This is a genomic window from Brevibacillus sp. LEMMJ03 (assembly GCF_007197875.1).
Taxonomy (GTDB): Bacteria; Bacillota; Bacilli; order Brevibacillales; family Brevibacillaceae; genus Brevibacillus; species Brevibacillus thermoruber.
The window spans coordinates 67,365-93,063 of record NZ_VKJN01000003.1 but is presented as its reverse complement, the minus strand read 5'-3'; the positions used below and the strand labels follow the sequence as shown (position 1 = coordinate 93,063).

General features: G+C 59.2%; 21 protein-coding genes. 4 read left to right on the top strand and 17 right to left on the bottom strand.

What is annotated here, in order from left to right:
• Positions 1–12 precede the first annotated feature (12 nt).
• The 4 genes from FOI68_RS05140 to FOI68_RS05125 all read right to left on the bottom strand — a co-directional run bounded on the left by FOI68_RS05140 (position 13) and on the right by FOI68_RS05125 (position 5,272).
• Positions 13–1,740, bottom strand: coding sequence for an ABC transporter permease (locus FOI68_RS05140; RefSeq protein ID WP_143862525.1), 1,728 nt, complete (start codon positions 1,738–1,740; stop codon positions 13–15).
• A 13-nt stretch (positions 1,741–1,753) separates the two neighbouring features.
• The gene (locus tag FOI68_RS05135; RefSeq protein WP_143862524.1) at positions 1,754–2,830 is read right to left on the bottom strand and encodes an ABC transporter ATP-binding protein; all 1,077 of its coding nucleotides are present in this window, start codon (positions 2,828–2,830) and stop codon (positions 1,754–1,756) included.
• Between the two features lie 129 nt (positions 2,831–2,959).
• Complete coding sequence (locus FOI68_RS05130; protein WP_035299666.1) at positions 2,960–4,069, bottom strand: extracellular solute-binding protein; 1,110 nt, start codon at positions 4,067–4,069, stop codon at positions 2,960–2,962.
• Positions 4,070–4,093: 24 nt separating this feature from the next.
• A complete protein-coding gene (locus FOI68_RS05125) occupies positions 4,094–5,272 on the bottom strand; it encodes an ROK family transcriptional regulator (protein WP_143862523.1) in 1,179 nt (392 codons plus the stop codon).
• Between the two features lie 315 nt (positions 5,273–5,587).
• Here FOI68_RS05125 and FOI68_RS05120 point away from each other — a divergent pair, with 315 nt between their 5' ends.
• Positions 5,588–6,295 (top strand): glycosyltransferase family 2 protein, encoded by a 708-nt coding sequence (locus FOI68_RS05120; RefSeq protein WP_143862522.1) that lies wholly within the window; start codon positions 5,588–5,590, stop codon positions 6,293–6,295.
• Between the two features lie 191 nt (positions 6,296–6,486).
• On the opposite strand, the gene FOI68_RS05115 is transcribed toward FOI68_RS05120, so the two are convergent.
• The 12 genes from FOI68_RS05115 to FOI68_RS05060 form a co-directional block, all read right to left on the bottom strand.
• Positions 6,487–7,899, bottom strand: a complete 1,413-nt coding sequence (locus FOI68_RS05115; RefSeq protein ID WP_029098503.1) for a YfcC family protein — start codon at positions 7,897–7,899, stop codon at positions 6,487–6,489.
• Between the two features lie 98 nt (positions 7,900–7,997).
• Entirely contained in the window at positions 7,998–9,119 is a 1,122-nt protein-coding gene (locus FOI68_RS05110) for an aminotransferase (protein WP_143862521.1), read from the bottom strand.
• A 217-nt stretch (positions 9,120–9,336) separates the two neighbouring features.
• Complete coding sequence (locus FOI68_RS05105; RefSeq protein ID WP_185973874.1) at positions 9,337–11,325, bottom strand: methyl-accepting chemotaxis protein; 1,989 nt, start codon at positions 11,323–11,325, stop codon at positions 9,337–9,339.
• 105 nt (positions 11,326–11,430) lie between these two features.
• Positions 11,431–12,417, bottom strand: a complete 987-nt coding sequence (locus FOI68_RS05100; RefSeq protein ID WP_082059460.1) for an aromatic acid exporter family protein — start codon at positions 12,415–12,417, stop codon at positions 11,431–11,433.
• A gap of 259 nt (positions 12,418–12,676) precedes the next feature.
• Positions 12,677–14,920, bottom strand: a complete 2,244-nt coding sequence (locus FOI68_RS05095) for an S-layer homology domain-containing protein (protein ID WP_185973873.1) — start codon at positions 14,918–14,920, stop codon at positions 12,677–12,679.
• Positions 14,921–15,156: 236 nt separating this feature from the next.
• Entirely contained in the window at positions 15,157–15,414 is a 258-nt protein-coding gene (locus tag FOI68_RS05090) for a hypothetical protein (RefSeq protein WP_143862519.1), read from the bottom strand.
• A gap of 509 nt (positions 15,415–15,923) precedes the next feature.
• Positions 15,924–16,676: a hydrogen peroxide-dependent heme synthase gene (hemQ, locus tag FOI68_RS05085; RefSeq protein ID WP_029098499.1), complete on the bottom strand. Its 753-nt coding sequence runs from the start codon at positions 16,674–16,676 to the stop codon at positions 15,924–15,926.
• 116 nt (positions 16,677–16,792) lie between these two features.
• Positions 16,793–17,551 (bottom strand): glucosamine-6-phosphate deaminase, encoded by a 759-nt coding sequence (gene nagB, locus FOI68_RS05080; RefSeq protein WP_035299658.1) that lies wholly within the window; start codon positions 17,549–17,551, stop codon positions 16,793–16,795.
• Positions 17,552–17,574: 23 nt separating this feature from the next.
• Positions 17,575–18,471 (bottom strand): MurR/RpiR family transcriptional regulator, encoded by an 897-nt coding sequence (locus FOI68_RS05075; protein WP_029098497.1) that lies wholly within the window; start codon positions 18,469–18,471, stop codon positions 17,575–17,577.
• 279 nt (positions 18,472–18,750) lie between these two features.
• On the bottom strand, positions 18,751–19,104 hold the full coding sequence (locus FOI68_RS05070) for a YisL family protein (RefSeq protein ID WP_044897380.1): 354 nt from the start codon (positions 19,102–19,104) through the stop codon (positions 18,751–18,753).
• Between the two features lie 208 nt (positions 19,105–19,312).
• Positions 19,313–20,098: a hypothetical protein gene (locus tag FOI68_RS05065; RefSeq protein ID WP_143862518.1), complete on the bottom strand. Its 786-nt coding sequence runs from the start codon at positions 20,096–20,098 to the stop codon at positions 19,313–19,315.
• A gap of 103 nt (positions 20,099–20,201) precedes the next feature.
• The gene (locus FOI68_RS05060) at positions 20,202–20,786 is read right to left on the bottom strand and encodes an RNA polymerase sigma factor (RefSeq protein ID WP_029098494.1); all 585 of its coding nucleotides are present in this window, start codon (positions 20,784–20,786) and stop codon (positions 20,202–20,204) included.
• Between the two features lie 144 nt (positions 20,787–20,930).
• Between FOI68_RS05060 and FOI68_RS05055 the strand changes: the two genes are divergently transcribed.
• On the top strand, positions 20,931–21,185 hold the full coding sequence (locus FOI68_RS05055; RefSeq protein WP_141669664.1) for a hypothetical protein: 255 nt from the start codon (positions 20,931–20,933) through the stop codon (positions 21,183–21,185).
• A gap of 12 nt (positions 21,186–21,197) precedes the next feature.
• Entirely contained in the window at positions 21,198–23,039 is a 1,842-nt protein-coding gene (locus FOI68_RS05050; protein WP_143862517.1) for a DUF2325 domain-containing protein, read from the top strand.
• 54 nt (positions 23,040–23,093) lie between these two features.
• Here FOI68_RS05050 and FOI68_RS05045 read toward each other — a convergent pair whose 3' ends face one another.
• A complete protein-coding gene (locus tag FOI68_RS05045) occupies positions 23,094–23,963 on the bottom strand; it encodes a YitT family protein (RefSeq protein ID WP_029098491.1) in 870 nt (289 codons plus the stop codon).
• Positions 23,964–24,505: 542 nt separating this feature from the next.
• Here FOI68_RS05045 and FOI68_RS05040 point away from each other — a divergent pair.
• Complete coding sequence (locus FOI68_RS05040) at positions 24,506–25,693, top strand: CaiB/BaiF CoA transferase family protein (protein WP_065067138.1); 1,188 nt, start codon at positions 24,506–24,508, stop codon at positions 25,691–25,693.
• Positions 25,694–25,699: the final 6 nt, after the last annotated feature.

The following is a 25,699-nucleotide window of genomic DNA, read 5'->3' as shown; positions in this document are numbered from 1 at the left end:
CACGGCGCCTGCCTACACCGCCGTGCCCGCCTTGTCGCCGGCCAGTTTTCTGGAGATGAACAGGACGATGATGATGACCGTAATTTGCAGTACGCCGTATGCGCACGCGGTGCCGAATTCGAACGTGTACATGCGCTGGAAAATGGCGACCGACAGCGGCATTGTCCGCGGCGTGAAGATCAGGATCGAGGCGACGAACTCGCCGATGCACTGGACGAACGCCAACAGCGTGCCGGCCAAAATCCCGCCGAACGCCATCGGAAAGACGACGCGGCGGAAGCTGTACCACCACGACGCCCCCAGATTGCGCGCCGCTTCCTCCACCGACGGGTCCATCTGCATCAGCGTGGCCGACGTGGAGCGGAACACCAGCGGCAGATGGCGGACGAAATAGGCGAGCGGAATGATCCAGAAGGTGCCGATCAGCACCTGCCCGAAGCTGAAGACGGTCGGCTCGCTGAACGCGGCGATCAGGTTGACGGCGACGACGGTGCCGGGCAGGGCCCACGGCAGCATGATCAGCACGTCGAGGAGCGTTTTGCCGCGAAAGCGCAGCCGCACCATCGCGTACGCCGCCGCCACCCCGAACAGGACGATGCCGACGGTGGCGATCGCGCTCAGTTCCAGGCTGTTGGCAATCGGCCGCCAGGTCTTGCTGTCCGTAAACAGGTCGATGTAGTGGTCCAGCGTATACTGCGGCGGGAGAATCTGCACCGTCCAGGTGCCGTCCACCGAGAACGAGATCAGCACCATCACGAGGATCGGCAGCATCAGGATGACGATGCCGATGAAGGCCAGCACCATGCAGACGCAGCGGCCCGCTTTGCTTTTCACCTCGGTCCGGTGCACGCTGATCCCCTTGCTCAGGTTCTGGTAGCTGCGCGCTCCCTGGTACCAGCGCATCAGCAGCAAAAAGGCGATGGAGACGACGGACAGGACCGTCGACTGGGCGGCCGCCATGTCCAGGTCGCCGTTGGTCCGGGACAGGTAGATCTGCATCGTCATCGTCCGGTCGATGCCGAAGATCAGCGGCGCCGTGTAGGATGCCATGGAGATCATGAACACCAGGAGCGACGACGCCACCATGGCCGGCGTCAGCATCGGCAGGATCACCCGCCGCCAGACGGTAAAGCGGTTGGCGCCCAGGCTTGCCGCCGCCTCTTCCAGCGACGGGTCCAGTCCCTTGATCGCCGCCGAAGCCGTCATGAAAAAATAAGTGTACATGGTAAAGGTGTGGACCACGACGACGCCCGGTATTCCTTTCAGCGCAAACGGCACCTGCTCCAGACCGAACAGTTCCTTGAACAATCGAGGGAATATGCCGCTTTCCCCGTACAGAAACGTAAACGACAGCACGCCGATGAGCGGCGGCAGCGCCATCGGCACCAGGGCGAGCACGGAGAGGATTTTCCGCCCCGGAAACTCGTAGCGTTCCAGCAAAAAGGCCATCGTCACGCCGACGATGCCGCAGGTGATGACGCTCAACACGGATATGTAGACGCTGGTCCAGAGCGCTTCCAGGTTGGCCGTGTGCTCCAGGCTGAAGAAGCGGGCGTAGTTTTTCCACGTGAGCTGCCCGTCCACGCTGACGCTGGCGACGAACGTTTCAAACAGCGGATAGATGACGTAGGCCAGCAGGATCAAGAACAGCGGCGAAACCAGCACGTAGACAAAGGACGGCGAAGCGGTGAAGGACATCCGTTTGGACGGTGCCGCGGCTGGCTGCAGTTCTGCTTTCACTAGCTCCTCCTCCTTATCCCGCAAAGTAGATGCTCGCTTTCGGAATGTGCAGGGCAATGGTCTCTCCGCGCTGTTTCAGCGGCCGTCCCTGGCTGATGGACATGCTGCGGAGCTGATGGGGGCCGACGCTGGTCACGTAGTTGACGCACGCGCCCGTAAACTCGGCAAGCACGACAGTGCCCGCCACCACGTTCTCACCGTCCGCTCCCGCGCTTTCCTGCACCGATTCCGGCCGGATCGACAGGGCCACTTTTTCGCCCGGCGCCAGCCGTACCTGCGGCGACGCGTTGTGCATATATCCGGTAAGCACGAGGTCAGGAGCCACCCGCACCCGCACTTCGCTGCCGTCGATGCCCGCCACGATCCCCTCCCACAGGTTGGTTTCGCCGATGAACGACGCGACGAAACGGTTCACCGGGCGGTGGTAGATCTCGTGCGGCGTACCCACCTGCTGCACTTCGCCGCCCTGCATCACCATCACCCGGTCCGACATGGACATCGCCTCCGCCTGGTCGTGCGTGACGTAAATGGTGGTAATGCCCAGTTCCATCTGCAATCGTTTGATTTCGTACCGGGTTTCTTCGCGCAGCTTGGCGTCCAGGTTGGACAGCGGTTCATCCAGGAGCAGAATCTGCGGCTCGATGACGAGCGCGCGGGCCAGCGCCACCCGCTGCTGCTGCCCGCCGGAGAGCTGGTCGATCCGGCGTTCGCCGTATCCTTCCAGGCGGACGAGCTTCATCATCCGCTCCACCCGTTCCTTCACTTCCGCTTTCGGAATGTTGCGAACCTGCAGTCCGAAGGCGATGTTCTCAAATACGGTCATGTGCGGAAACAGGGCGTAGTTTTGGAACACCATGCCCGTGTTGCGCTTGTGGGGCGGCAGCGACGTGACGTCCCGGCTGCCGAAGCAGATCCGCCCCCTGGTGGGATAGTAAAAGCCGGCGATCATCCGCAGGGTGGTCGTCTTGCCGCAGCCGCTGGGCCCCAAAAACGTGAAGAATTCCCCTGATTCGATGTGAATGTGAACGTCTTCGACCCCTTTTGCGTTGCCAAACCGTTTGCTGACGTGATCAAGTGTTACGCTGCTCATCAGGTGTCCTCCCTCTCGAGATTGGCAGGGCGCCGCCCGGCGCACGCGACAGCCGGAGCCGGGCGGGAACCGAACGCGGCCAGACGGAAAGGATCCCCCTTCCCGTCTGGTCCGGCTGCCCTCAACCACTTACTTTTTGCTTTTTCCCTTGATGTTTTCGTCCCAGTACTGCATCCATTCCTTTTCTTTCGCCGCCATCACGTTCCAGTCGAGCTCCAGCGGTTTCAGCTCCAGGTTTTTCATGAAGTCGGGCAGTTCGTCCTTGCTGATGTCGGTGCGGGACGGGAACTGGTAGCGCTCTTTTGCCAACTGCGCGGCGATTTCCGGGCTGAACAGGAACTCGTAAAACTTCTTGGCCGCATCGATGTTCTTGGCCCCTTTGACGATCCCGACGCCGTCGACGAGGATCGGCGCGCCGCTCTTCGGATAGACGAAGTCGTACGGATGGTTGTTCTGCTTGCTTTGAATCAGGATGTCCTGCAGGTTCCACAGGGAAATGACGCCCTCCTGGCGGTCCAGCTTCAGGTAGAGCTGGGTCGGGTCCTGGGTGTACTCCTTGGTGTTGGCGTCCAGTTTTTTCAGCCATTCATACCCTTTCTCCGGCGTGTCCGGACCCTGGCGGTAGATCATCGCCGCGTAGATGGTCCGCATCGTGCCGGACGGCAGGACGTTGCGGATCACGATTTTGTCCTTGTACTTGGGATCGAGCAGGTCGTCCCAGTCCTGCGGCGCTTCTTCCTTCTTCAGCGCCTGCGAATTGAACATGATCACCTCGGGCAGCAGCATTTCGCCGTACCAGCGGTCCTGCGGGTCCTTGTACAGATCGGGGATCTTGTCCGCGAACGTCGGTTTGTACGGCTCCAGGAGTCCCTCCTCCGCCGCCGTGCTCAGCGCGGACTGCGTGCCGCCCCACCAGAAGTCCGCCTGCGGATTGGCCTTTTCGGCACGCACGCGCTCCAGGATTTGCTGCGCACCCATCTCCATCGGTTCCACTTCAATATTCGGATATTTTTCTTTAAACTTGGGCAGGACGATTTCAAAAATGTTTTTGTCCCGCGCGGTGTAGACGACCAGTTTTTGCTTTTCGCCGGATGATGCCGGCTGCGCCTGTTCACCGGACTGGCTGCCGGTGCCGCTGTCCGCCTGTCCTCCGCCGGAACAGGCGGCGACGGTCAGGGCCAGCGAGCCGGCAAACACGCCGCGAAGCCATTTTTTCCATGTGCTGTTGGACGTTTTCACAACCAAATCCCCCTTTTTTTCACCCTATTTGTCCAGCAATTTCGTGGACGGAAACGCTTCCAAGACACTGTGAACGGCCCCGATCAGCCCCGCCTCTTCGCCGAGACTCGCTTTTTCCAGACGGGGCACGACGGGCACCCATTCCGTCAGCCAATCGTGAATCTGCTTCACCCCTTTTTCGTCGATATGGACCATCTCTCCGCTCAGGATCAAAAGCTCCGGGTTCAACACGCTGACGATGTTGGCCATCGCGTACGCCCAGTGGCGGTACACGTCGTCCAGCAGCCGCGCGGCCTCCCGGTTGTCCTGCCGGGCATGACCGATCAGCGCCTCTATGATACTCGACCCTTCCTGAAGGTCGGAGAGAAAGGCCTTCGCCTGCTCTTCGATACCGGGGACGGAGTAATGCGTCTCAAACACGCCGTACGCTCCGTCCCGCCGGCTGTGTACGGGGCCGATCAGCATGTAGCCGATCTCGCCGGCCGCGTCCCGGCTTCCCCGGTAAAACTGGCCGTCCAGCATGATGCCGGAGCCGATCCCCGTGCCGACGTAGATGTAGACAACGTTGGAACAGCCGACACCGACACCGCGGACGCACTCGCCCAGGGTCATCATGTTGACGTCGTTGTCGATGATGACCGGCACACCCAGCCGCTCCTCGATGGTCTGCCTGATCGGCGATCCCATCCAGCCCGTGCTGGGAGCGAAGCTGACCGTGCCGCTGCCCCGCTGGGTGACCCCGGGCAGGCCGACGCCGATGCCCAGCAGCCTGTCGCGCGGCAAACCGCTCTCGGCCAGCAGACGGTCCAGTCCCGCCGCCAGGTCCTCGATCACCCGCTCCCCGTCGGCCGGCTGGGCCAGCCGCTTGCGGTACCGGGCCAAAAACTCGCCTTTCAGGTCGGCCACCGCCATCTCCAGCGCGGAGCCTTCGAACACCGCTCCGGCAATGGCGTACGCCTGGTAGTTGTACTCCAACAGGATCGGCTTTCGTCCGCCGCGCGAGTCGCCCATCCCCACCTCTTGGAGCAGCCCCTCCTGAATCATCTCCTCCACCAGGGCGGAGACGCAGGGGCGGCTGAGCTGCGTCTGTTTGGCGATGTCGGCGCGGGAGATCTGACCGTGCTGAATCACCTGCTGCAAGATCTCTTCCTTGTTCCACTTTTTCACCAGCTTGCTGCTGCCCGTTTTTCTGGAAGAACGCACGCCTTTTCACTCACCACCAAACAGTTAGTTAACCTTACTAACAAAGTTATCCAAATTATACCGCCCAATCGCAGAATAGTCAAACTATTTTGATGCATATGGCTTGCGGCAAAAAAAGATAAACAGGATATTCTTTCCTGCCAACTGCCGGTGTGTACCATCATCCTTTTGGAACCGCGTCCCCCTCATTTTTTCTTGCCGAACTCCGCACCCGCTCAGCGTTCTTCGCCCCGCCGCTGAATACACATGAAGTACGTCTCGGACGTTTTTCCTTTCGTATCACACCGATTCCACCGGCTAAGGAAGTGAGACATCGTGAAGCGAACCGGGAAATCCGGCATCTCCATCATCACCTGCACCAAGCGCCCCGGCATGATGCGCAACCTGTTTCACAATTATCTGCGGCAGCGCGGGGTCAACAAGGAATTGATCGTGGTGCTGAACAACGATGTGCTGAGCGAAGCGCTCTACAAAACATACGCCCGTTCGTTTCCCAACGTGTCCGTCTACAAACTGCCCGGACGGGTGTCACTCGGCGCCTGCCTGAACTTTGCCGCAAACAGGGCCCGCTTTCCCTACCTCGCCAAATTTGACGACGACGACTACTACTCCCCCCGCTACGCGGCTGACACGCTGCGCGCGTTTGCCCGATCGAAGGCGGCGGTCGTCGGAAAACGAACCTTTTTTACGTACGTTCAGGGATTGCGGCTGCTGATCCTGCGCTTTCCGGGGAACGAACACCGGCGGACGCGGCTGCTCGCTGGCGGGACCCTCGCGTTTCGACGGAGCGTGTGGAGCCGGGTCCGTTTTGCCAACCGCTCCCTGGGGGAGGATGTCACGTTCCTGCGGAGCTGCCGCCGACGGGGCTTTCGCATCTACTCCGGCAGCCGTTTTCACTACTGTGCGATTCGCCGGAAAAACGTCCGCAGCCACACCTGGAAAGCGGGCTACCGTTACCTGCTCTCCCAGCCGCACAAGCGGATTGCCCGCACGGCCAACTTTCGCAAGTTCGTCGGCGGATAAAAGCTGTCTGACGCAGAATCGAGGCCAGACGCTTCGAGCTCATCGCCGCTGATCGCCGCGAAGGAATCCGTCCCCGACACCCTCTTCGCCCGCGCTGTTCCCGACCGTTCACTGGAACCGGTGGCGACGCCAAAAAAGAGAAGCCTCCTAGCGAGGAGGCTTCTCTCTCACGGCGAACGGGGTCGCCGCGTTCAAAAAGGGCCGTATCCGATCAACTGCGCAACGACGACGGCGACCACGGCAATGGCGTATTGGGCGACAATCAGGGGAAGGATCCACTTCATCCAGCGCGACCAGGGAATGCCGGCCAAGGCCAGTCCGGCCATAAAGTACCCGGAGGTGGGAATGAAGATGTTGGATATCCCGTCGCCAAACTGGAACGCCAGCACGGCCGTCTGCCTGGTGACGCCGACGAGGTCCGCCAGCGGCGTCATGATCGGCATGGTCAGCGCCGCTTCACCGCTGCCGGAAGGGACGATAAAGCTCATCACCGTCTGCAGCACGAGCATGCCCACGGCGGTGAAAGCGGGCGGAATCGCCTGGATCGCGGCGGAGGCGTAGTACAGGATCGTGTCGAGGACGTGCCCCTCGTTGAGCACGACGACGACCGCGCGCGCCACGCCAATCACCAGCGCTCCGGCGATCAGCCCGGCCGCCCCCTTCATGAAGGAGTCGACGATCGTGTTGGCGGAGAGCCTGCCGATCAGTCCGATGACAATGCCCAAGAGCAGGAACAGGCCGGCAATCTCCGTGATGTACCAGCCGTATCGGATCACGCCGAACGCAAGCACGAGGAAATTGATCAGAAAGCAGATCAAAATCCACTTGTGCCGCGTGGTCAGCACGACGTCCGAACGCAGCAGCTCGTCCGCGTTTGTTCCCTCGAAGCCGCCGAAGAAGCCGAGTGAACGGTCTCGTTTTACCTTCATCGCATAGCGGTAGACAAACCCGACGGAGACCAGGTACATGACGGCAAACACCCCGATGCGGAAGCCCGCGCCGGAAAACGTGGGCAGCTCGGCAATGCCCTGGGCCACTCCGACCGTAAAGGGATTCATGATCGCCGACGTGAAGCCGACCGAAGCGCCCACCAGCACGATCGCCGCTCCCGTGATCACGTCAAAGCCCAAGGCGACCGCCAGCGGAATCATGACCGCGATGTAGGGAATCGTCTCCTCCGCCATCCCCATCAGCGATCCTCCCATGGCAAAGAAAAACATCATGATCGGGATCAGCCACTTCTCCTGGTTTTTCAGCTTGCGGGAAAGGGTGACGATCAGCGCTTCGATCGCTCCCGTGGTCGTCAAGATGCCGAACGTCCCTCCAATGATGAGGACAAAAAAGATAATGCCGGCCGCTTCCTCCATCCCGGTATGAATGCTGTTGACAAGCCCCAGCGGCTTCACCGGCGAGGAGTCGACAAACTGAAAGGACTGCGGATCGACGACGCTTCTGCCGTTTACCTCCACTCGCGAATACTCACCCGCCGGCAGCACGTAGGTCAGCGCGACGGCGATCGCCAGCACGGCAAACAGCAAGACGAATACGTTGATTTCCTTCCCTTTGGAAACAGCGGGAGTGGAAACCGGTTGTGGTTGACTCATAAGCATCCCCCCTTTGTTTTCCTGGTTTTCATCGTAGCACCATTATATTTATGCGATCAACTGTATTTTTATAAAATTTTACCGGTAACCGCCTCCGCTCAGCCGCGGGACCGCAAAAACTCCGACACCTTGACCAGTCCGGCGCGCAGCACTTCGGTATCGCAGGCGTACCCGATCCGCACATGCCCTTCCAGATCAAAACAGCTTCCGGGAGTCAGGAAGACGCCTGTCGCCTGAAACAGGTCGAGGCAGAAGGTCTCGGAGGGAACGGGCAGGTCGTATTGGAGCAATGCCGTGGTCCCCGCCTGCGGCTTCACGTACGAGACAAGCGGCTCGCGCTGCACCCACTCGTCCAGGATGTGCAGGTTGCGCCGGACGATTTTCCCGTTCCGCTCCATGATCTTGTCGCAGTTTTTCAGCGCGTGGACGGCCAGCGCATCGTCCAGCAGGCCGCAGCTTATCGTGGTGTAATCCCGATGCTTGAGGCACTCCCGAATCACTTCCAGCGGAGCGGCGATCCAGCCCAGGCGCAGCCCGGCCAGCGAAAACGCCTTGGACATGCTGCCCGTGCTGATGCCTTTCTCGTACAGGTCGACGATGGACGGAACCTGGGCGTCCGGGTCCTGGTACAGGCCGCGATACACTTCGTCGCACAGGACGAAGGCGTTCACGGAGCGGGCGATGCCGACGATGTCCGCAAGCTCCGCTTCGCCCATCAGCGCTCCGGACGGGTTGTTCGGGTTGTTGATGACGATCAGTTTGGTCTGGCTGCTGACGAGGGAACGGAGCTCGTCCGGGTCGGGACGAAACCCGTTTTCCGGCCGCAGCCGCAGCAGTTTCACCTCCGCGCCGAACGATTCCGGCACCGAGTAGAGCTGCTGGTAGGTGGGATGGACCACGATCACTTCGTCACCCGGCTGCACGAGCGAATAGAGCACCAGGTAGTTGGCGCCGATTGCGCCGTTCATCGCCAGGACGTTTTCCGGCCGCATGGAACGGTACAGACCGGCCACCAGCGAGCGAAACTCCGGTGAGCCCTCGATGTGGCCGTACGTCAGCTTTTGCTGGGACAGCTCGCGAAAAAAGCGGTCCGGCTCGTCGGACAGCCGGATCAGCTCCTCCAGTGTCAGCGAATCGACGCACGTCTCCGCGATGTTGTAAACGGCGTCCTTTTCATACGTGTTCATCCACTCTTCCACTTTGAACGGTTTGACCTGCATGGCACTCTCCTCTTCCTTTCCACGCGCACCACGTATTCGCGCCGTTTGTTCTTTTCCTAACATTATCATAGTTTTCAAAAGTGAAAAAATAAAAATGCGCACGGATGACAATGGCACAACCGCAGGGGCGCAAACAAAACGGCTGCCCGGGAGGGGGGTGATCCTTCCCCCGCCCGGGCAGCCTGAATACGCACGGACCGTGCCTGCACCCGCACGGTTACACGTTGAACCTGCCCACCATCTCCTGCAGGTCTTCTGCCATCTTCGCCAGCGCCGCGGCCGACGCGTTGATCTCTTCCATGGAAGCCAACTGCTGCTGAGCTGCGGCCGAAACGTTCTGCGTGCCCAATGCCGCTTCCTCCGCCACTTCCCGGATCGTGTACGTCGTCTCCACCACGCGCTTCGTGCCTTCGGTCAACTGCTGCACCGCGCCGGACACCTCCCGGATCCGGCCGGCCAGCTCTTCCACTGCCGAGCGAATCTCTTCGAAGGAAGCGCCTGCCGCATGCACCACGTCAATTCCTTCCGCCACCTCATGGGTAACGGTGTGCATGGAGCGAACCGCGTCGTTCGTCTCCTGGCGGATCATCGCGATCAGTTCGGCAATCTTTTGCGTGGATTGCGTCGTCTGCTCCGCCAGCTTCCGCACTTCGTCCGCCACCACGGCAAATCCCCGCCCGTGCTCACCGGCCCGCGCTGCTTCGATGGCGGCGTTGAGCGCCAGCAGGTTGGTTTGATCGGCAATCTCGGAGATGACGTCGACGATGCTGCCGATCTCCTGCGAGCGCTTGCCCAGTCCGTCCACGGTATGCGCCAATTCCTTGACGGTGGCGTTCATTTCCGTCATCTGGTTGATCGCCGTTTGCACGGTCTGGCTGCCGGAAGCCGCTTTGCCCGCCGCTTCGGAAGCCAGCCCGGCCACCTGCTGCGTGCTGCCGTTGATCTGTTCCGCGGCGCTTGCCATCATGTTGACCACCTGGTACGCCTCTTCCACGCTGGCTACCTGCTTGTCCGCCCCGACGGCCACTTCCTGAATCGCGGAAGAGATTTGTTCGCTCGCCTTGCTGCTCTGGTCCGCGCTCGCCATCAGCTCCTCCGCCGACGCCGCCACCTGGACGGCTCCCTGGTTCACCTCGGCCAGGACAGACTGCAGCGACAGGCGCATGCCCTCGAAGCTCTCCGCCAACCGGCCGATCTCGTCCCTGGCGTTTACCTTGACCGGTTCGGACAGGTCGCCCTCGCTGATTTTGGCGGCGGCAGCCATCAACACGCCGAGCGGACGCGTGATCGAGCGGACGATCCACAGCACAATCGCGGCGCCGCCTATCACAGAGCCGGCCACAATCGTCAGAATGGCGGGCAGCACGCGTGCGGCATCCGCATCCGCTTCGCTGACGTAATAGGTGCCCGCCAGCTTCCAGCCGGTCAGCCCGTTGGTGACATATGCCATTTTCTTGCTCAGTCCGTCCTGGTTGACGTACTCAAACGTGCCCGCTTCTGTCGTATAGAGGCGGTCTATGTAATCCGCCTTCTCCGCTTCCGTCCCCGCTTTCTGCTCGGGATGGACGATGAACTTCCGGTGTTGGTCCATCAGTACGACGTAACCTGATTTGCCGATTTTGACCCGGCTGGTGATCTTGGCCAGTTCCTCCAGGTTGAGGTCGAGCCCGACCACCCCGTGCCCGTCCTTGGTAGTCCGGGCAATGGTGATGACGACGCGGCCCGTGGACGCGGCGACGTACGGGTCGGTGATGACCGTTTTTCCCTTGTTCTCCATGGCCAGTTGGTACCAGGGTCTGGTACGCGGGTCATACCCGGCCTTATTGACCGGCACCGTACTGACGAACGCGCCCGTCTCCGTTCCGATGAACAGATTTTCCCACTCCTTGTGGAGGGTGTAGGTTTCCTGCAAATACGCATGCGCTCCGGGGTCGTTTTTCTTGAGCCCCTGTCCCGCCAGATGGGAAGCAATCCGCTCCGCCTCCTTCACCTGCAGGCCCAGGTAGGAATCAATCGTTCCGTCCAGGGTCTTCACCTGCTCGTCAGCCCGCTGCAGCAGTTGGTTCTCAATTTCCTTCTTGGCGCTGTAGAAAGAGACCCAACCGATCAGCAGACTCGGCAATAGCAGAATCACGGCAAAGGTCAGCAGCAGTTTTCCTTTCATCTGCAGCGAAAGGATTCGTTTTCGCGCGGTACGCCCATTCATGTCGATTCCTCCTGTTGTTGATCGAGCTGAAAGAAAAATAAAAAAAACAGGCCATTCCGAAAAAAATGAACAGCCGTCCATCATTATACAAATATTTCCCGAAAATTACAAGGCATGCATATCCTTTTTCTCCATATTTTTACCCGGACTGTTTTTCCCCAGCTCATGCTTGATGAACAGATAGCGCTCGATCTCCCGCAGCAGGTAAAACAGGGCCGCGCGGGTTTCAAACTCCTCCCGCGTCTTGGGCAGGGCCGTCTGCTGGATCTCTTCCCGCATCACCCGCAGCTTGTCCAAAAAGCGGTACGCCGTGTTGCCGGGGTGGATGGCGCGGCTCAGCCGCTCGAGAAAATCGGCGATCTGATGCCCCTGCGGCACCTGCACGTCCAGCGTCGAGACGATCGGCAGCATCCGCTCCAGCAGTTCAAACTGCTTTTCCCGCATGACGAAATACTGGTAGTAGGTGTCGTCCCGCCGGCCGATGCGGTTTTCCACTTCGCGCCAGGCCAGCTCTTTCGCCTGCTGCAGCAGCCTCTCCGTCTCGATCATCTCCCGGCCGTCCCAGTCGCTCTGGCCGTGGCGCAGGTAGTAGCAGAACTCCTGCAAAATGACGGCAAAGTTGTTCTCCACCGCCGCCTGCATCGCTTTCAGCTCTTTTTCCATGCTGGGCATGTACAGGTTGGCGAGAAGCGCCACCCCCACCCCGATGGTGAGCAGGGCCAGCTCGTTTGCAATCGTGGCCGCGTCCATCCGCTCAGCGGAGTAGAGATGCAGCAGCACGACCATGCTGCTCACGAATCCTTCCTGAATGCCGAAGCGGACAGCCAGCGGCAAAAAGACCAGAATCAATAGCGTCAGCGCGGCGGGATGATAGCCGAACAGCGCGAACACGCCGATCCCGACCGCCAGCGCCAACAGGCAGGCGAGGATGCGGTTGACGGCCGCGCGTATCGACTGTCTTCGCGTCACCTGGATGCAGAGGATGGTAATGATGCCCGCCGATGCGTAAAACGCCAGGCCCAACTGCTGCGCGATAAAAATAGCCAGGCCTGCGCCGATCGCGGTTTTGATCGTTCGGTATCCAATCTTCATGGCCATAACGTCCCCATCCTTCTCTTCCGGGGTTGTCTCGGGCCGTTTCGGGCGCGTGCCGGCGAACAGCCGGCTTCGCCGAAGCGAAACGGCGGAGGCTCCTTTTACGATAGCAAAAACCGGCGGCAAATCAAAGTGATCCGCTGCGATCTCCCGCGCAAAGCGAAAAAAAAAAAAGCGGAGGACGTCCTCCGCTTCAGACTGACGGCAACCCGATTGCATCGAAGGAGAAACGCCGGAAGCGGCGCGGGACCGCACGTCACTTCAGGTCTCTCGCCTCCAACAGCGCCTTCATCAATTTGGCCGCCTCCGCCCGGGTCAGCGTTTTGTCCGGCTGGAACGCGTCGGCTGACGCGGAAGGAAGCAGTCCGTAGGCATGGACCAGGGCGACGGCGGGCACCAGCCGCTTCTCCACATCCCGATACGGCGACACGAACAGCCCCGGTTTTTCCAGCAGTTCGCCAAATCCCAGCAGGCGGGCGGCCATTTCCGCCGCTTCCCCGCGGGTCGCCGGGCGATCCGGCTCAAACCTTGTCCCCTCCTCGGGGATCAGTCCGTATTGAATGGCTTTTTGGATGACGCCGTACAGCGGATGTTTCACGTCGACGTCGGCAAACTGGTACGCCTTGCGATCTTCGTCTCCGAAATAGGGAGGCCGCAAAGGCAACCCGATGCGGTTGACCATGCGCGACAGCATCTGCACCATGTCTCCACGCGTCACCGCTTTGTCCGGTTCCACCTTGCCGTCGGTGACCGCCAGCAAGCCCTCCCGGATGGCGAACTGCAGCGCTTCCTTCTCCGCATGACCGTCAATGTCCTGCGGGATTTCTTTTTGGCGCAAGTCGGCAAAACTGAGCCACTCCCCGGTCACGGCGTCCACGACCCCCTGATCGCCGACGTAGCGGTAGACGAGCAGCGGCTTGGAAGTGCCGGCCGGCATCCCGTTACGCGGCAGCTCCGGCAGGAAATAGGTAAGCATCAGCTTCTTCCGCTCTCGCTCCGCTTTGGCCGCCGCCTTTCGGTCAATCTTGGCCGCCGTCTCCTCCGCTCTGACAGGTCCTTCTTCGAACAGGAGCAGCTCTTCCGCTTCCCCGGTTTCGGGATTGACCGTCACGCGGAACTCCCTGTCCTCGATCGGGACGCCGTCCTTCAGCCAGCCGAACGTAATCGCGAAATTCCGCCCCCGCTCCAGCACCTCCTCCACGTTCGCGCGGGACGGCTCGCGGTCAATGAGATAGATGTCCCCCAGCCGGTCGGACAGCAGCGTTTTTACCAGCTTGACCGCGCTCTCCTGCGCCGCTTTCCACGACACCGCCTTCTCGATTTTCCGTCCTCGTTCGTCGGGATATCCCGGTTCCCCGACGCGGTATTCGACCAATTCCCCGCGGTCGCTGACGCTGATCTCGACCGGCTCCACGTTTTTGCCCTGGACGTGCAGCGGGGTAAATTCAAAACGCCAGTGTCTCGTTTCCACGCCGTCCGGTCCCGAGCTGGAACCGCCGCCCCTGCTGCCCTCGGAACGATAGCTGCCGGGGAGCCGCTTGACCAGCTCTTCCGCGATCTTCTGCGCCTCTTCCTTGCCGATCAGCCTGTCCGCTTCGCGGCTGTTGTCCGTGCTCCCCAACGGCTTGATCCCGCCTTCCTCGGCCGGCTCGCCGAGTGCGTTCAGCACCGTTCCGGTCGCCGCGTCCACAAACTGCGGATCGGTCTGCCCGTAGCGGTAGACCAGGCGGTACCGGTTCCGGTCCGCCTGGTAACGTCCCGTCAGCTCGTTCGCCCGCGTGTAGACCAGCGACGGCGCGGCTTTTTCAGCCAGGAGCCGCTCCGCCTCGTCGACCCCGATCGCCGCTTTGGCGTCAGGCAGTTCTCCCTGGTACCACATCCGTAGAAACGAGACCACTTCGCCGTTTCGGCCGACGATCACCTGAAAGCCGTTTCCCAAAAAAGGCGTGTCGCCTTCCATGCGCGTAAAGGAAAAGACGCGCTCTCCCCACGGATCAAGCGAAATATGGAGCAGGCCGGGGTATTCGTTGGGCTTGGACAGCTTCTCCCGCTCCGCTTTGGGGACGGCCCGCTCGAGAAACTGCTCCGCCGTCCGCAGCGCCTGTTCCTCGCTGACGGCCGGCGACGAATCGCTTTCCCGCTTTTCGCTGTAGTGTGAATACTGCATCAATTGTCCCGTCACCGCGTCGACGGCGGCAGACACATATCCCTCCCTGTCTTTTACCCAGGACAGGTTCCACAGCGGCCGGTCGTATGGCGAATTCCGGCTTTCATCGAGGTACGACGTCCGTTCCATTTTGTAATCCGCCGGTATGTCCAGAAGCTGCCGCACCTGTTGAACCGCTTGCTCCTGCGTCAAGCCGCCCGCCTGCTGTTCGGCGGCGTAGGCTTTCGGCAGGCTGTTCCCCCACACGCCGGCAAGCGGGACGGGAACGCCGGTCAGCAGCACGGCTGTCGAAAGTCCCGCCGCCACCTGCAGCGTCTTTTTTTTGGTTGTCACGCAAACACCTCTCCCTTCATTGTCGTTGGAAATTGATACCATTTTACCTCAGAGGCTCTTCGTTTGGACACCCTTTCTTACCAGTAGAGTTTGTTGTAGTAGCGCGGCTGTACAACAATCTGAGCCCGGTTCAATACCGGGCTCAGGTTCCGAATCGGGGGTTTCTTTACCAGATTGCTGGATGGGAGTAAGACCCAATCTTTGAGAATAATAGATCGACAGAAAATTTTAAACCATTAGCAATTGGAGTATGTGGCTTCCCAATACGTTCCTCTATCATAGAAGTACTGCAGTTCCAAGGTTTCTCCGGCATAAGGCAAATAGTTTGGTACGTAATCCCAATCATCCTTATAGAGTTTAAACGTTTTCGTGATACATGCAGCAACCGTTACCTTAGCATCTGCTGCTTTAACCGCTTCCACTCCTGCACCAGTTAGAAAGGTCAAACTGGAGAAAATCGCCACTGCACTTAGCAATACCTTTTTGCGGAACACAAAAATCACCTTCCATAAAATGTATTTCATCTTTCTAATTGGAATTATATACAAAAAAGGTAGTTTTTTCAATCCTCTTTTTGAAATAGTAGTCTCCCTCTCTCCATCCGGATTCAACTCATTTCAAACTAGGTCACTATGGCAGCGGCGTCGTAAATTTTTTGCAATAGAATGGTCGGTAGTTTCTGTTAACAATCAACCTAAACAATCCATACATGGAAGAAAATACTATATTTTCGCTGTTTAGTAAATGAGGTTTGCCGATTTTTATCGCAACGAATACGGAACAATCAGGACAAGTACGACAAATGCTAACTCTCCCAACTGATCTCCAGCAGTTTCTTCATGCCCACAACGAAAAGGATTATCAGTGTTTGCCGACGTTATGTTTTGGGAGAAGGACACAGGTGAGAAGCAGGATATGGTTCCTGTACAGCGGTTTCATTCTTTTTAAATATAAATAAAAAAATCTACCCCGGCTGCACCGCGGGTAGATTGTGGTTGATGGGTTACACCTGCAGCATCTGCGTGAGCGACTCGGGCGTGACGATGTTGCCCACCAGGAAGTTGCCGAACTCCCCGTAGCGTGCGCTCACTTCGTCAAAGCGCATTTCGTAGACGATGTGCTTGAACTCGAGCGGGTCGTTGGCAAACAGGGTCACGCCCCACTCCCAATCGTCGAAGCCGACGGAGCCGCCGATGATCTGCTTCACTTTGCCGGCGTACTTGCGGCCGATCATCCCGTGCGAGCGCATCATCTCGGCACGCTGCTCCATCGTCAGCATGTACCAGTTGTCCTGCAGGTTGCGTTTTTTGTTCATCGGGTAGAAGCAGATGTGCTCCCACTTCGGCAGAATCGGGTAAAGACGCTCCCGGATGTGCGGATTGGACTTCGGGTCTTCGCCGGGATTATGTACGTAGTTGCTCAGCTCCACCACGGAGATGTAGGAGTACGGCGCTTGGGTGTAAGCGGCGAAGCGGGTCTTGTTGAACGCCGTCTTGATCGCGTCCAGCTCCTGCATCGTCGGGCGCAGGAACAGGAAGACCAGATCCGCCTTGTGCCCCAGGATGCTGTAGATGGCGGTGCTGCCTTCCTTCTCCTGTTCGTTTGCCTCCCACTCGCGGATCAGGCCGAGCAGCTCGTCCAGCGCGGCCTGGCGCTCTTCGGCCGAAGCGGCTTTCCACTTCTCCCAATTGATCGTGCGGAAATTATGATAGGTATACCAGCCTTCCAGCGTAAGCAACGCCTCGTTCGTGCTCATCAGGATCAACTCCTTACGGTAATCTGGTGCATTCTCCTTGGACACTCCCAGTATAGCATAACGAACGAGGCGTTATTCGAAACGAATTGGTGAACAAGCGCAGCAAAACGGACCGCTCACACCAGGCGGCCTCTGCCTCTCGTCTCGGCTGCCAGCAGCGCGGCCGCGTCCTTGTCCACGATGACGGTCACGTCCGGATGAAGCTGCAACAGCGACGCGGGCACGTCGGGCGTCCTCTCCCCTTCCAGCATGCGGCGCACCGCTTCCGCCTTGGCCTCGCCGCTCGCGAGCAGGAGGATCCGCTTCGCCGCCAGAATCGTTTTGATCCCCATCGATACGGCTTTCGTCGGCACTTCGTCGATCGAGTCGAAAAAGCGCGCGTTCGCCTTGATCGTACTTTGCGCCAGCTTCACGACCCGCGTGGTCGTCTCCGCGTCTGACCCCGGCTCATTGAAGCCGATGTGGCCGTTTCTGCCGATGCCCAGCACCTGTATGTCGATGCCTCCCGCCGCCGCGATCGCCTCTTCATACCGCCGGCACTCCGCCTGCAGGTCGGGTGCATCCCCGCGCGGGATGTTGGTCTGCTCCAGCGGGATGTTCACGTGGCGGAAAAAGTGCTCCTGCATGAACGTGCGGTAGCTTTGCGGATGATGCGGTGGCAGTCCGACGTATTCATCCAGGTTGAACGTCGTCACCCGTGAGAAGTCAACGCCCTCCTCGCGGTGCAGCCGCGCCAGTTCCCGGTACATGCCGATCGGCGTGCTGCCCGTAGCCAGTCCCAAAACGGCCGTGGGCTTGGCTGCCACCACCTGCGCCACGACGCGCGCCGCCTCTTTGCTCAACGCCTCGTAATTCTCCGCAATCAACAGCTTCATGCTCTCTCCCCCATCCAGCCGTTTCAGTATTTTTTGTCCAGCACCGCTTTTGCCGTTTTTTCCTTGTAGGTCAGCGCTTTCTCCTTGATGCGCATGGCGAGTGCCGTGCACAGGATGTCGATGACGTGAAGCTGGGCGATTTTGGCCGCGAGCGACCCGCCCTGCAGCGGCCCTTCCTTGGCTGCCGTCAGAAGCGTGATGTCAGCCACGTTCGTGATCGGCGAGCGGCGGTAGTGGGTGATGCACAGCACCGTCGCCCCCGCTTCCTTCGCCACTTTCAGCGAGTCAATCGTATCCTTGGTGCTGCCCGACACGGAGATGCCCACGGCCACGTCACCGGGGCCCAGCGTGGCGGCGGCCATGGCCTGCAGGTGCGCCTCGTAAAAGGCGTCCACTTTCAGGCCGAGGCGCAGGCACGTGTATTTGGCATCCTGGGCGGTCACCCCGGATGTCCCCACGCCGTAAAAGTGGATCGTGTTGGCGGCTTGCAGCAGGTCGACACACCGTTCCAGCTCGATCGGGTCGATGAGCGAGCTGGTGTCGCCGACCGCCTGCACGTTGGTGGCCGTCACCTTTTGCGCGATGGTCGCGAGCGAATCCTCCTCCGTTACCTCGCCGTGCAGGTTTTTGACCGGATGGACCAGCTCCTGGGCCAGCGCCAGCTTGAACTCCTGGTAGCTGCGAAAGCCGATCTTGCGGCAGAACCGCAGCACGGTGGTTTCGCCCACGTCCGCTTTTTCCGCCAGGTCGATGACGGAGGAGTAAATCACGCTCTCCGTCTGGCTCAATACGATCTCCGCCACTTTTTGCTCAGATTTGGTAAACGACGGCCGCAAACTCTGAATGCCCAGCAGGGTGGTATTGGTTTTGGCCGCGCCGCCGGACGCTCCGGCCGTCCGCTCTTCCTGATATGCCGTCATCGGTTTCCTCCCCCGTCCATCGCCAAAAGAAAACGGCTGTATTCCTACAGCCATTATACGCAAAAGCGGAGCATTCCGCCATATTAGACGACAAAAGTGGAGAAGTTCTCCGATTCATACCCGACCGCCCGGATCGTTGGGCAATCCCGTTTCCGCGATCATCCGCCGGTCTTGGGGGCACTTGTCCGGCCGCAAAAAAGGTTCCCGCAAAAAAAGGCCTCCGCCCGGATCCTTTCGATCCGAACGAAAGCCTTCCGACTTGAACCCCGCGCCTGCCGCCTACATGATGACGCGGTACCCGATCAGGATGACGACCACCATCAGCGCGAGGGCACCGACGAAAAATCCGGTGCTGGCTTCCTGCCGGCGCGCCCGTCCCAGCGCCATCTCCATCAGCCCGAAGACGAACAGCCCCAGCACTCCCTTCACATAGTAAAGGACCTCTCCCGCGCGGAACTGAAACAGCATCCAGGCGCCCGACACGACGATGATCACGATCATCAGACGCAGCAGCATGTGGACGATTTTGCCCGCCTTTTCCCTGCCGGTACGGTACAGGATGTACCCGACGATCAGCAGGACGAACGCCACTTCCCAGCCGCCCACGTGGGATTCGATCAACGCTTTGTACACGACTCGTTCACTCCTTGCCCAGTGACAATCTTCATACTCGTCTCATTATAACAGAACGGCAAGGGAAAAACAGGGCGGGCAATGCTTGGCGGTTTTGTGACAGCGAGCGGCACTTCCGCGGACAAACAGTTCTCCTTGTTTCACCACCCTGCGGTAGAAAAGGGCTGATCGAGCCGTTACGAAGATTGGCTCAGTCGAAAGGCTGGAATTACTCCAGCTTTTCCGCGATGGCCAACAAGTCCTGCTTGGTAATTTCCGGCGACGACGTCCATACATGATAAAGCAATTTCGCTTCGTCTTTGAAATATTCGATTGACTGTTCCATCGATTCTGTTTTTCCATCCGCTCCCTTTATTTTCCTCAGATGATATAACGCCTCTCTTTTGTCCACCTTTACTTTTTCCACAGTGTCGTCCGGACCTGCTTCGGTGCTCACATACTTTACTTTCTCAAAATTCTCGATGCGTATCCGTACTTCACCCTTGTGATTCGCGTAGGTGGCGCCCAATTGCTCAATCGTCGGTTCTACTTTCAGCTCCTTCACGATCACGTCTTTCTTTGTCTCTTCCGCTTGCTTATAAAAATCTTCCTTCTTGTAATCGTGGATGATCATATGCTGGACAAACCCTTCTTTAAACGTGTACCCGCCAGTCAGTTCGGCCGGGAAGGCAAACATGTTTCCCGCTTCCGCCTGAATCACCCTACGGTCTGTAGACGTAATCGGCTTTTGGAAGAAAGCAACGATTTTCTGAGGATTATCCGGCACAATGTACACAGCGACAGCGGTGCCCGGTTTGACCGATTCGCGAACCTCCTTCAACATCTGGCCATACGTTTTGTGTTGGCTCGTAACCGGATCCTTGGCTGTCTGGTTGATCTGTACCACTACTTCTCCTTTTTCATTCTTCAGCTCATACACTTTCATGGCCGCGTATGCAGACGTTACCCCAAAGACCAGACACGCCGCTACAATCAATCCGATTTTCTTTTTCACTCGAACCGCCTCCCTTTGATTTTTCCGCTCCCGCAGTTTCTCGAGCACCCGATCCTTGACGTCAATTTTCGGAACGGGTGTATCCATGATCAGATGCTCCACATCACCGAATGGCTTTGTAGGCTTCATTCACTTCCCCTCCTTTCTGCAATTGCAAATAGTGTTTACATTTTCGTAAAGCCCGCTCATATTGTTTTCGCAGGGTTGCTGGTTTTTTGTTTAGCAGTACAGAGAGTTCTTCGTACCCTTTTTCTTCAATCACGCGCAGGATGATCAAATTTCGATCCTCCGCAGACAGACGGGACATCGCCTGATGGAGCGGATAGCTTACCTGCTCGTGATCCACCCGGATCTCTCCTTCGTTTTGACTGACGGCCGCCATTCCTCTTTTCAAGAAAGGGACCATTCGGTATAGCTTTCTCCGATTGATGAGATTCAAGCAGTGATGATAGGCAATCTTGTACACCCACGCTGAAAAGGAAACGGACTTTGTGTACTTGTCGATATGTTCGTATGCTTTGATAAAAACCTCTTGCACGGCATCCTCTGCTTCCTGCCTGTGTCCGAGCATATGATAGCAGTAGGTAAAAATCGGCTGCTGCAAAGCTTCGATGATGTCTCCAAACATCTCCAATGAACCGGAAGACTTGATCTCCTCAATCACCCGCTCGATTTGATCTTTGTCCAAACCGTTCACCTCCTTTGCCAGATATAACAAATCATCCTCCCGTTTTGTGACATTTCGAGAAAAATATTTGCAGAAAAAAAGCGTTCGAGTACCGACGAGCAACAACGCTCCATTCATCGTGTTGTTCCTGGAGAATCGATTCCCATGACCGACTCACGTTTCGGGAAGACTTTACCTGAACGAGACAATCACAATACTTTGTTTAAAAAACAACCTAAATTTTCTAAACTCGATCAGATCTGGCAGGGAACATCACTGGCATGGAAAGAGCCAAAGTTGGGGACTGCCAAACGGAAGAAGGGGGAAAACACCGCACCTATTCGTCGCGAACGCGGCGCTTTGCTCCCGGAAGGACTGCGCGGCGCAAAGGATTTTCTCGATTCGTCCCGAACATATTAGGAAACGACGAACGTGAATCGAGTGATGCCGATGCCCAAGGAAGACCTGTCAACCGAACACTTCGAGCAGTGGCGCTCGTGGTACTTCACCCATGTGGGGCCGCGGGAGCTGCCGCAGGTATGCGCTCGCTACGACCTCTGCCCCCCGGGCTTTCGCAGCGTCAAACATGTTCCCTATCCCACGCTGAACGCGTTCTTTCGCAAACACCTGTTTTGCGGCGGAGAACCCGTGCTGCCGCGCTACCATGCCGCCGCACGCCTGTATGAAACGTACCCTGACCTGGAGAAAAAGATCGCCTCGCTGCCCATCCCCTGTACCCTGGCGGACGCGCTGGCGCTTGAAGCCAGAATCGATCTCGGCGATGTGGTCCTGGGCCTGATCCTCTCGGGCCGCGACGACCTGACGCAGTTGGCGCTGTCCTGCATGAACGAGATGCGTCCATTTGAACCGGCCACGGCCCGCCGCGCGCTGCCGTCCGCCGGCGAGACGCTAGAAAAGGAGAACCGCCGTTTGAAGCGGCTGCTCGAAGACGTGAAAAAAACGACCGCCCGAAAACAGAAGAAATGGGACCGCGAAACGGCTGCACTGCGTGACGAAATCGCCGCGCTGCGGAAAGAGGCCAAGGAAATCGACAGGCTGCGGATGGAACAGGACGCCCGCCTGCAGGCGCAGCTTCAGGAAGAGCGGACGATGCGCCAGGCGGCGGAACGGCACTTGGCCCTCATGGAGCGAAACTGGCAGCGGGCCCTGGAGCAGAATCGAAAGCTGGAAGCGGAGGTCGCAGCATTGACGCAGCGGCTGAAAGAGCAGCAGGAGACCGTCTGTCGGCTGCAGGCTGAGTCAGCGCGCCTGCACGCATTGCTGGCTCCTCCGCCCGCGCCGTCCATCCGCCTTCCCGCCGCGAGCCCCGAACCGGAAGCACTGACCGCTATTGGGCCAGCCGTTTCCCCAAACAGTGACGAGGCCGGCGGCGACGATCCCGGCACCGCACAAGCGGCCCCTAATCCGGAGTTCGATGCTCCCTCCTATCCGCCGGTGGTCCGGGGGATTCTGCGCATTCCCGTACGCGCTTCGTTCGGGCTCCTGTCCACGGAAGCGGGCACGGATGTGTACGTGTCGGAAAAGATCCTCCTCGCCATCAAGGCAGAAGACGGCGACGAACTGGAAGGGGTGCTGGTCGGAGAGTATTCGCCCGGATTTCCGCAGTACCGGTACCGCGTGCTGCGAAAAGGGGCCGCGCCCTCCCATCACCGAGAACTGCTGGGGATTGTGGACGAGCGCGCCGGCTGGATCGGCGTCCGCGACCTGTACGATGACGATCTGTTTATCCCCCTTCACGCCTACGAACTGGAGAAGGTAGCCCCCGGCGATGTCGTCACGCTTTTGTTTGACGCGGCCCATCCGCACAACAACCGCATCCTGACCGTCCACGAGCATCTGCCGCCGGACGAATCCGGACCGGAGCGCCTCTCCCGCCGCAAAGGGGGACGGACCGAGCATTCCCAAGACGGCGAAGCGGCGGAAGCGGAAGCGACTCCGGCGCTCCAGGATGTTCACGTCTTGATCTGCGGGGCCCAGTCCAACATGGTCGCACAATACGAGGAAGCGATACGGGCCAGGGGAGGCTCCGTCATCGTTCTGGAAAGCCAGCCGCAGACGCTGCAGCCCTATGTGGCCAAAGCGGATCTCGTCATCTGCAACACGCATCAGATCAAGCATTCGTTCTACTGGGCGGTAAAAGAAGAAGCCTCGCGCCAGCAGAAGCCCGTCCGCTACCCGCTCTCGGGCGGCGTTTCCTCCATGCTGCGCGAGGTCACCATGTTTGTGGCGGAAAGTGCGTTTCGCTCCGCGTAGTCCAAAGGCGGCCCCCAACGGGAGCCGCCTCCTTCTTGCCCGTCCTGTGCCGATTTACGCAGGACGGAAGCCTTCGCCCAGCACCTCCTGGGCGGGGCAGAGAATGATAAACGCGTCCGGATCGACGGAGCGCACGAGCATTTTCAGCTTGCTCACTTCGCTTTGGCTGACCACGGCCATCAGCACCTTGCGTTCGTCCCCGGTGTAACCGCCGGCGCCGTCCAGCAGCGTCAAGCCCCGGTCCAGATCAAACAGGATCGCTTCGCGCAGCCGTTCCGTCTGCTCGGAAATGATGTAGGCCACCTTGGAGGTGTTCCAGCCCATCTGCACGATGTCGATTGTTTTGCTGGTGACAAACAGCGCGAGCAGGGCGTACAGCGCCTTTTCCGGATGGAAGACGACGCCCGCCAGCAGGATGACCAGCCCGTCAAAGACGGCGACCGACGCGCCCAGGCTGATCCCCGTGTACTTGTGCAGGATTTGCGACGCGATGGAAAACCCGCCGGTCGACCCTCGGCCGCGAAAGACAATCCCGATGCCAAGCCCGACGCCCATGCCGCCGTAAATGGCAGCCAACAGCGGATTGTCGGTCAGCGGCGGCAGATGGCTGGTCAGCGCCACAAACAGCGGCAGAATGAGGGAACCGACCGCCGCCTTTACACTGTACTGCCGGTCCAACAGCCACAGGCCGAGCAGAAACAGCGGGATGTTAAACGCCCACTGCACGACAGAGGGGGGAAAGCCAAACAGATGGTAACAGATCGTAGACAGGCCGGAAACGCCGCCCGACGCGAGCTGGTTGGGGTTGAGAAACAGGTTGAAGCTGGCGGCCAGCACCAGCGATCCCAGCGCCAGCATGCCGTATTCAACCGCTTTCCGCTGCGGGCTGTTCAAACTTACGGCCGCCCGTCGTTTTCGTGCCACAGCTCTCACTCCTGCCATGTTTTCACGGATACGAAACTGTTCCATACAGTACCATGTTTTTTTCCAAAAAGAAACCCCCGCCAGCTTGGCCGTATCACGCCAGCTTGCCGCGTCACCAGCGGAACCAACCGCCGCGCAATACCGCTCAATACGCAACAACCGGCCCAAAGGCATACGCCCGGCATCCGCCAGACGGAAAGCCAACAGGAGGCACATTTTGGACAACTGTTATAATATAGAATATTCAGAAAAAATATTGACAACTGCCGCCATCCAATGACATAATAGAAACGGTTCACGGGCAGAGAGCCGACTTTTCGCCCCTCCCTGCCGCTCTGAACCGGTTTCCTTCCCTACCCCGTTTGAATCGGTTCACCATTGGGATTCGCGATCACAGCTTGATATGAAATTTCTGCCTTCATTCGTCCGATCTTCCTCGCCGGAAGACACACGCGAACGACAGCCAGGAAAATGGCAACGGAATCACCTGTTGCGGTTTGCCTGGCTGTTTTTATTTTCATGACGAAAAAGGAGGGATTTCCTTGGACGGCGCACTGCGGGGCATCACGGTTCTCGATTTGACGCGCGTGCTGGCGGGGCCGTTTTGCACGATGATTCTCGGCGATCTGGGCGCCGACGTGATCAAGGTGGAGGCAGTCGGATCGAAAGACGACACCCGCGCCTGGGGCCCCCCGTTTGCTGGCGGGGAAAGCGCCTACTACCTCTGCGCCAACCGCAACAAACGGGCCATCACCCTCAACCTGAAGTCGGCCAAGGGGCAGGACGCGTTCAAAAAGCTGGCCGCCGGGGCGGACGTGGTCGTACAAAATTTCAAAACCGGCACGCTGGAGCGGCTGGGGCTGGGGTACGACACCCTCAAGCGTATCAACCCGCAGATCATCCTCGCCTCGATCACCGGCTTTGGACAGACCGGCCCATACAAAAACGAACCGGGGTACGACTACATCATCCAGGCGATGGCCGGTCTGATGAGCATCACCGGTGACGAACGCTCCGGACCGCTGAAAGTGGGTGTCGCCATCGCCGATGTGCTTACCGGCTTGTACGCAGCGATCGGAATTCTCGCGGCGCTGCACGAGCGCAGCTATTCGGGCGAGGGGCAGCAGCTCGACGTCTCCCTGTTTGACGCGCAGCTCTCGGCACTGGTCAACGTCGCCAGCAGCTACCTGACCACCGGCGCCGTGCCCCGCCGGCTGGGCAATCAGCATCCCCACATTGTCCCCTATCAGGTCTTTCCCACACGGGACGGCGAAATGGTGGTCGCGGTCGGAAACGACGCCCAATTCCGCAAATTGGCGGAGGCCCTGGGCATGCCGGAACTGGCGGCCGACGAACGCTACCGGACCAACGCCGACCGGCTCCGGCACAGAGACGGGCTGGTCGCGGTCATCTCTGCGGTGATGAAAGCCAAACCCACCACTCACTGGAGAGCGCGGCTACAGGCGGCGGGCATCCCCCACGGACCAATCAACGACCTGCAGGCCGTCTTCGCCGATCCCCAGGTGCAGGCTCGAAATATGGTGGTGGAGATGGCGCATCCGACGGCGGGCAGCGTGAAGCTGGTGGGCAGCCCGCTGAAGCTGTCGCGCACCCCGGTGGAGATGAAACGGCACCCGCCGCTGTACGGCGAACACACCACGCAGGTGCTGTCCCGCCTCGGCTATTCGCCGGACGAGCTGGACGAGATGAGACGAAATGGCGACATTTAGGAGACA

Coding starts and splice junctions, on each gene's coding strand:
- FOI68_RS05135 (WP_143862524.1), bottom strand. CDS start 2,830: ATGAGCAGCGTAACACTTGATCACGTCAGCAAACGGTTTGGCAACGCA.
- FOI68_RS05115 (WP_029098503.1), bottom strand. CDS start 7,899: ATGAGTCAACCACAACCGGTTTCCACTCCCGCTGTTTCCAAAGGGAAG.
- FOI68_RS05110 (WP_143862521.1), bottom strand. CDS start 9,119: ATGCAGGTCAAACCGTTCAAAGTGGAAGAGTGGATGAACACGTATGAA.
- FOI68_RS05105 (WP_185973874.1), bottom strand. CDS start 11,325: ATGAATGGGCGTACCGCGCGAAAACGAATCCTTTCGCTGCAGATGAAA.
- FOI68_RS05100 (WP_082059460.1), bottom strand. CDS start 12,417: ATGAAGATTGGATACCGAACGATCAAAACCGCGATCGGCGCAGGCCTG.
- hemQ (WP_029098499.1), bottom strand. CDS start 16,676: ATGAGCACGAACGAGGCGTTGCTTACGCTGGAAGGCTGGTATACCTAT.
- nagB (WP_035299658.1), bottom strand. CDS start 17,551: ATGAAGCTGTTGATTGCGGAGAATTACGAGGCGTTGAGCAAAGAGGCG.
- FOI68_RS05075 (WP_029098497.1), bottom strand. CDS start 18,471: ATGACGGCATATCAGGAAGAGCGGACGGCCGGAGCGTCCGGCGGCGCG.
- FOI68_RS05055 (WP_141669664.1), top strand. CDS start 20,931: ATGACCGACTCACGTTTCGGGAAGACTTTACCTGAACGAGACAATCAC.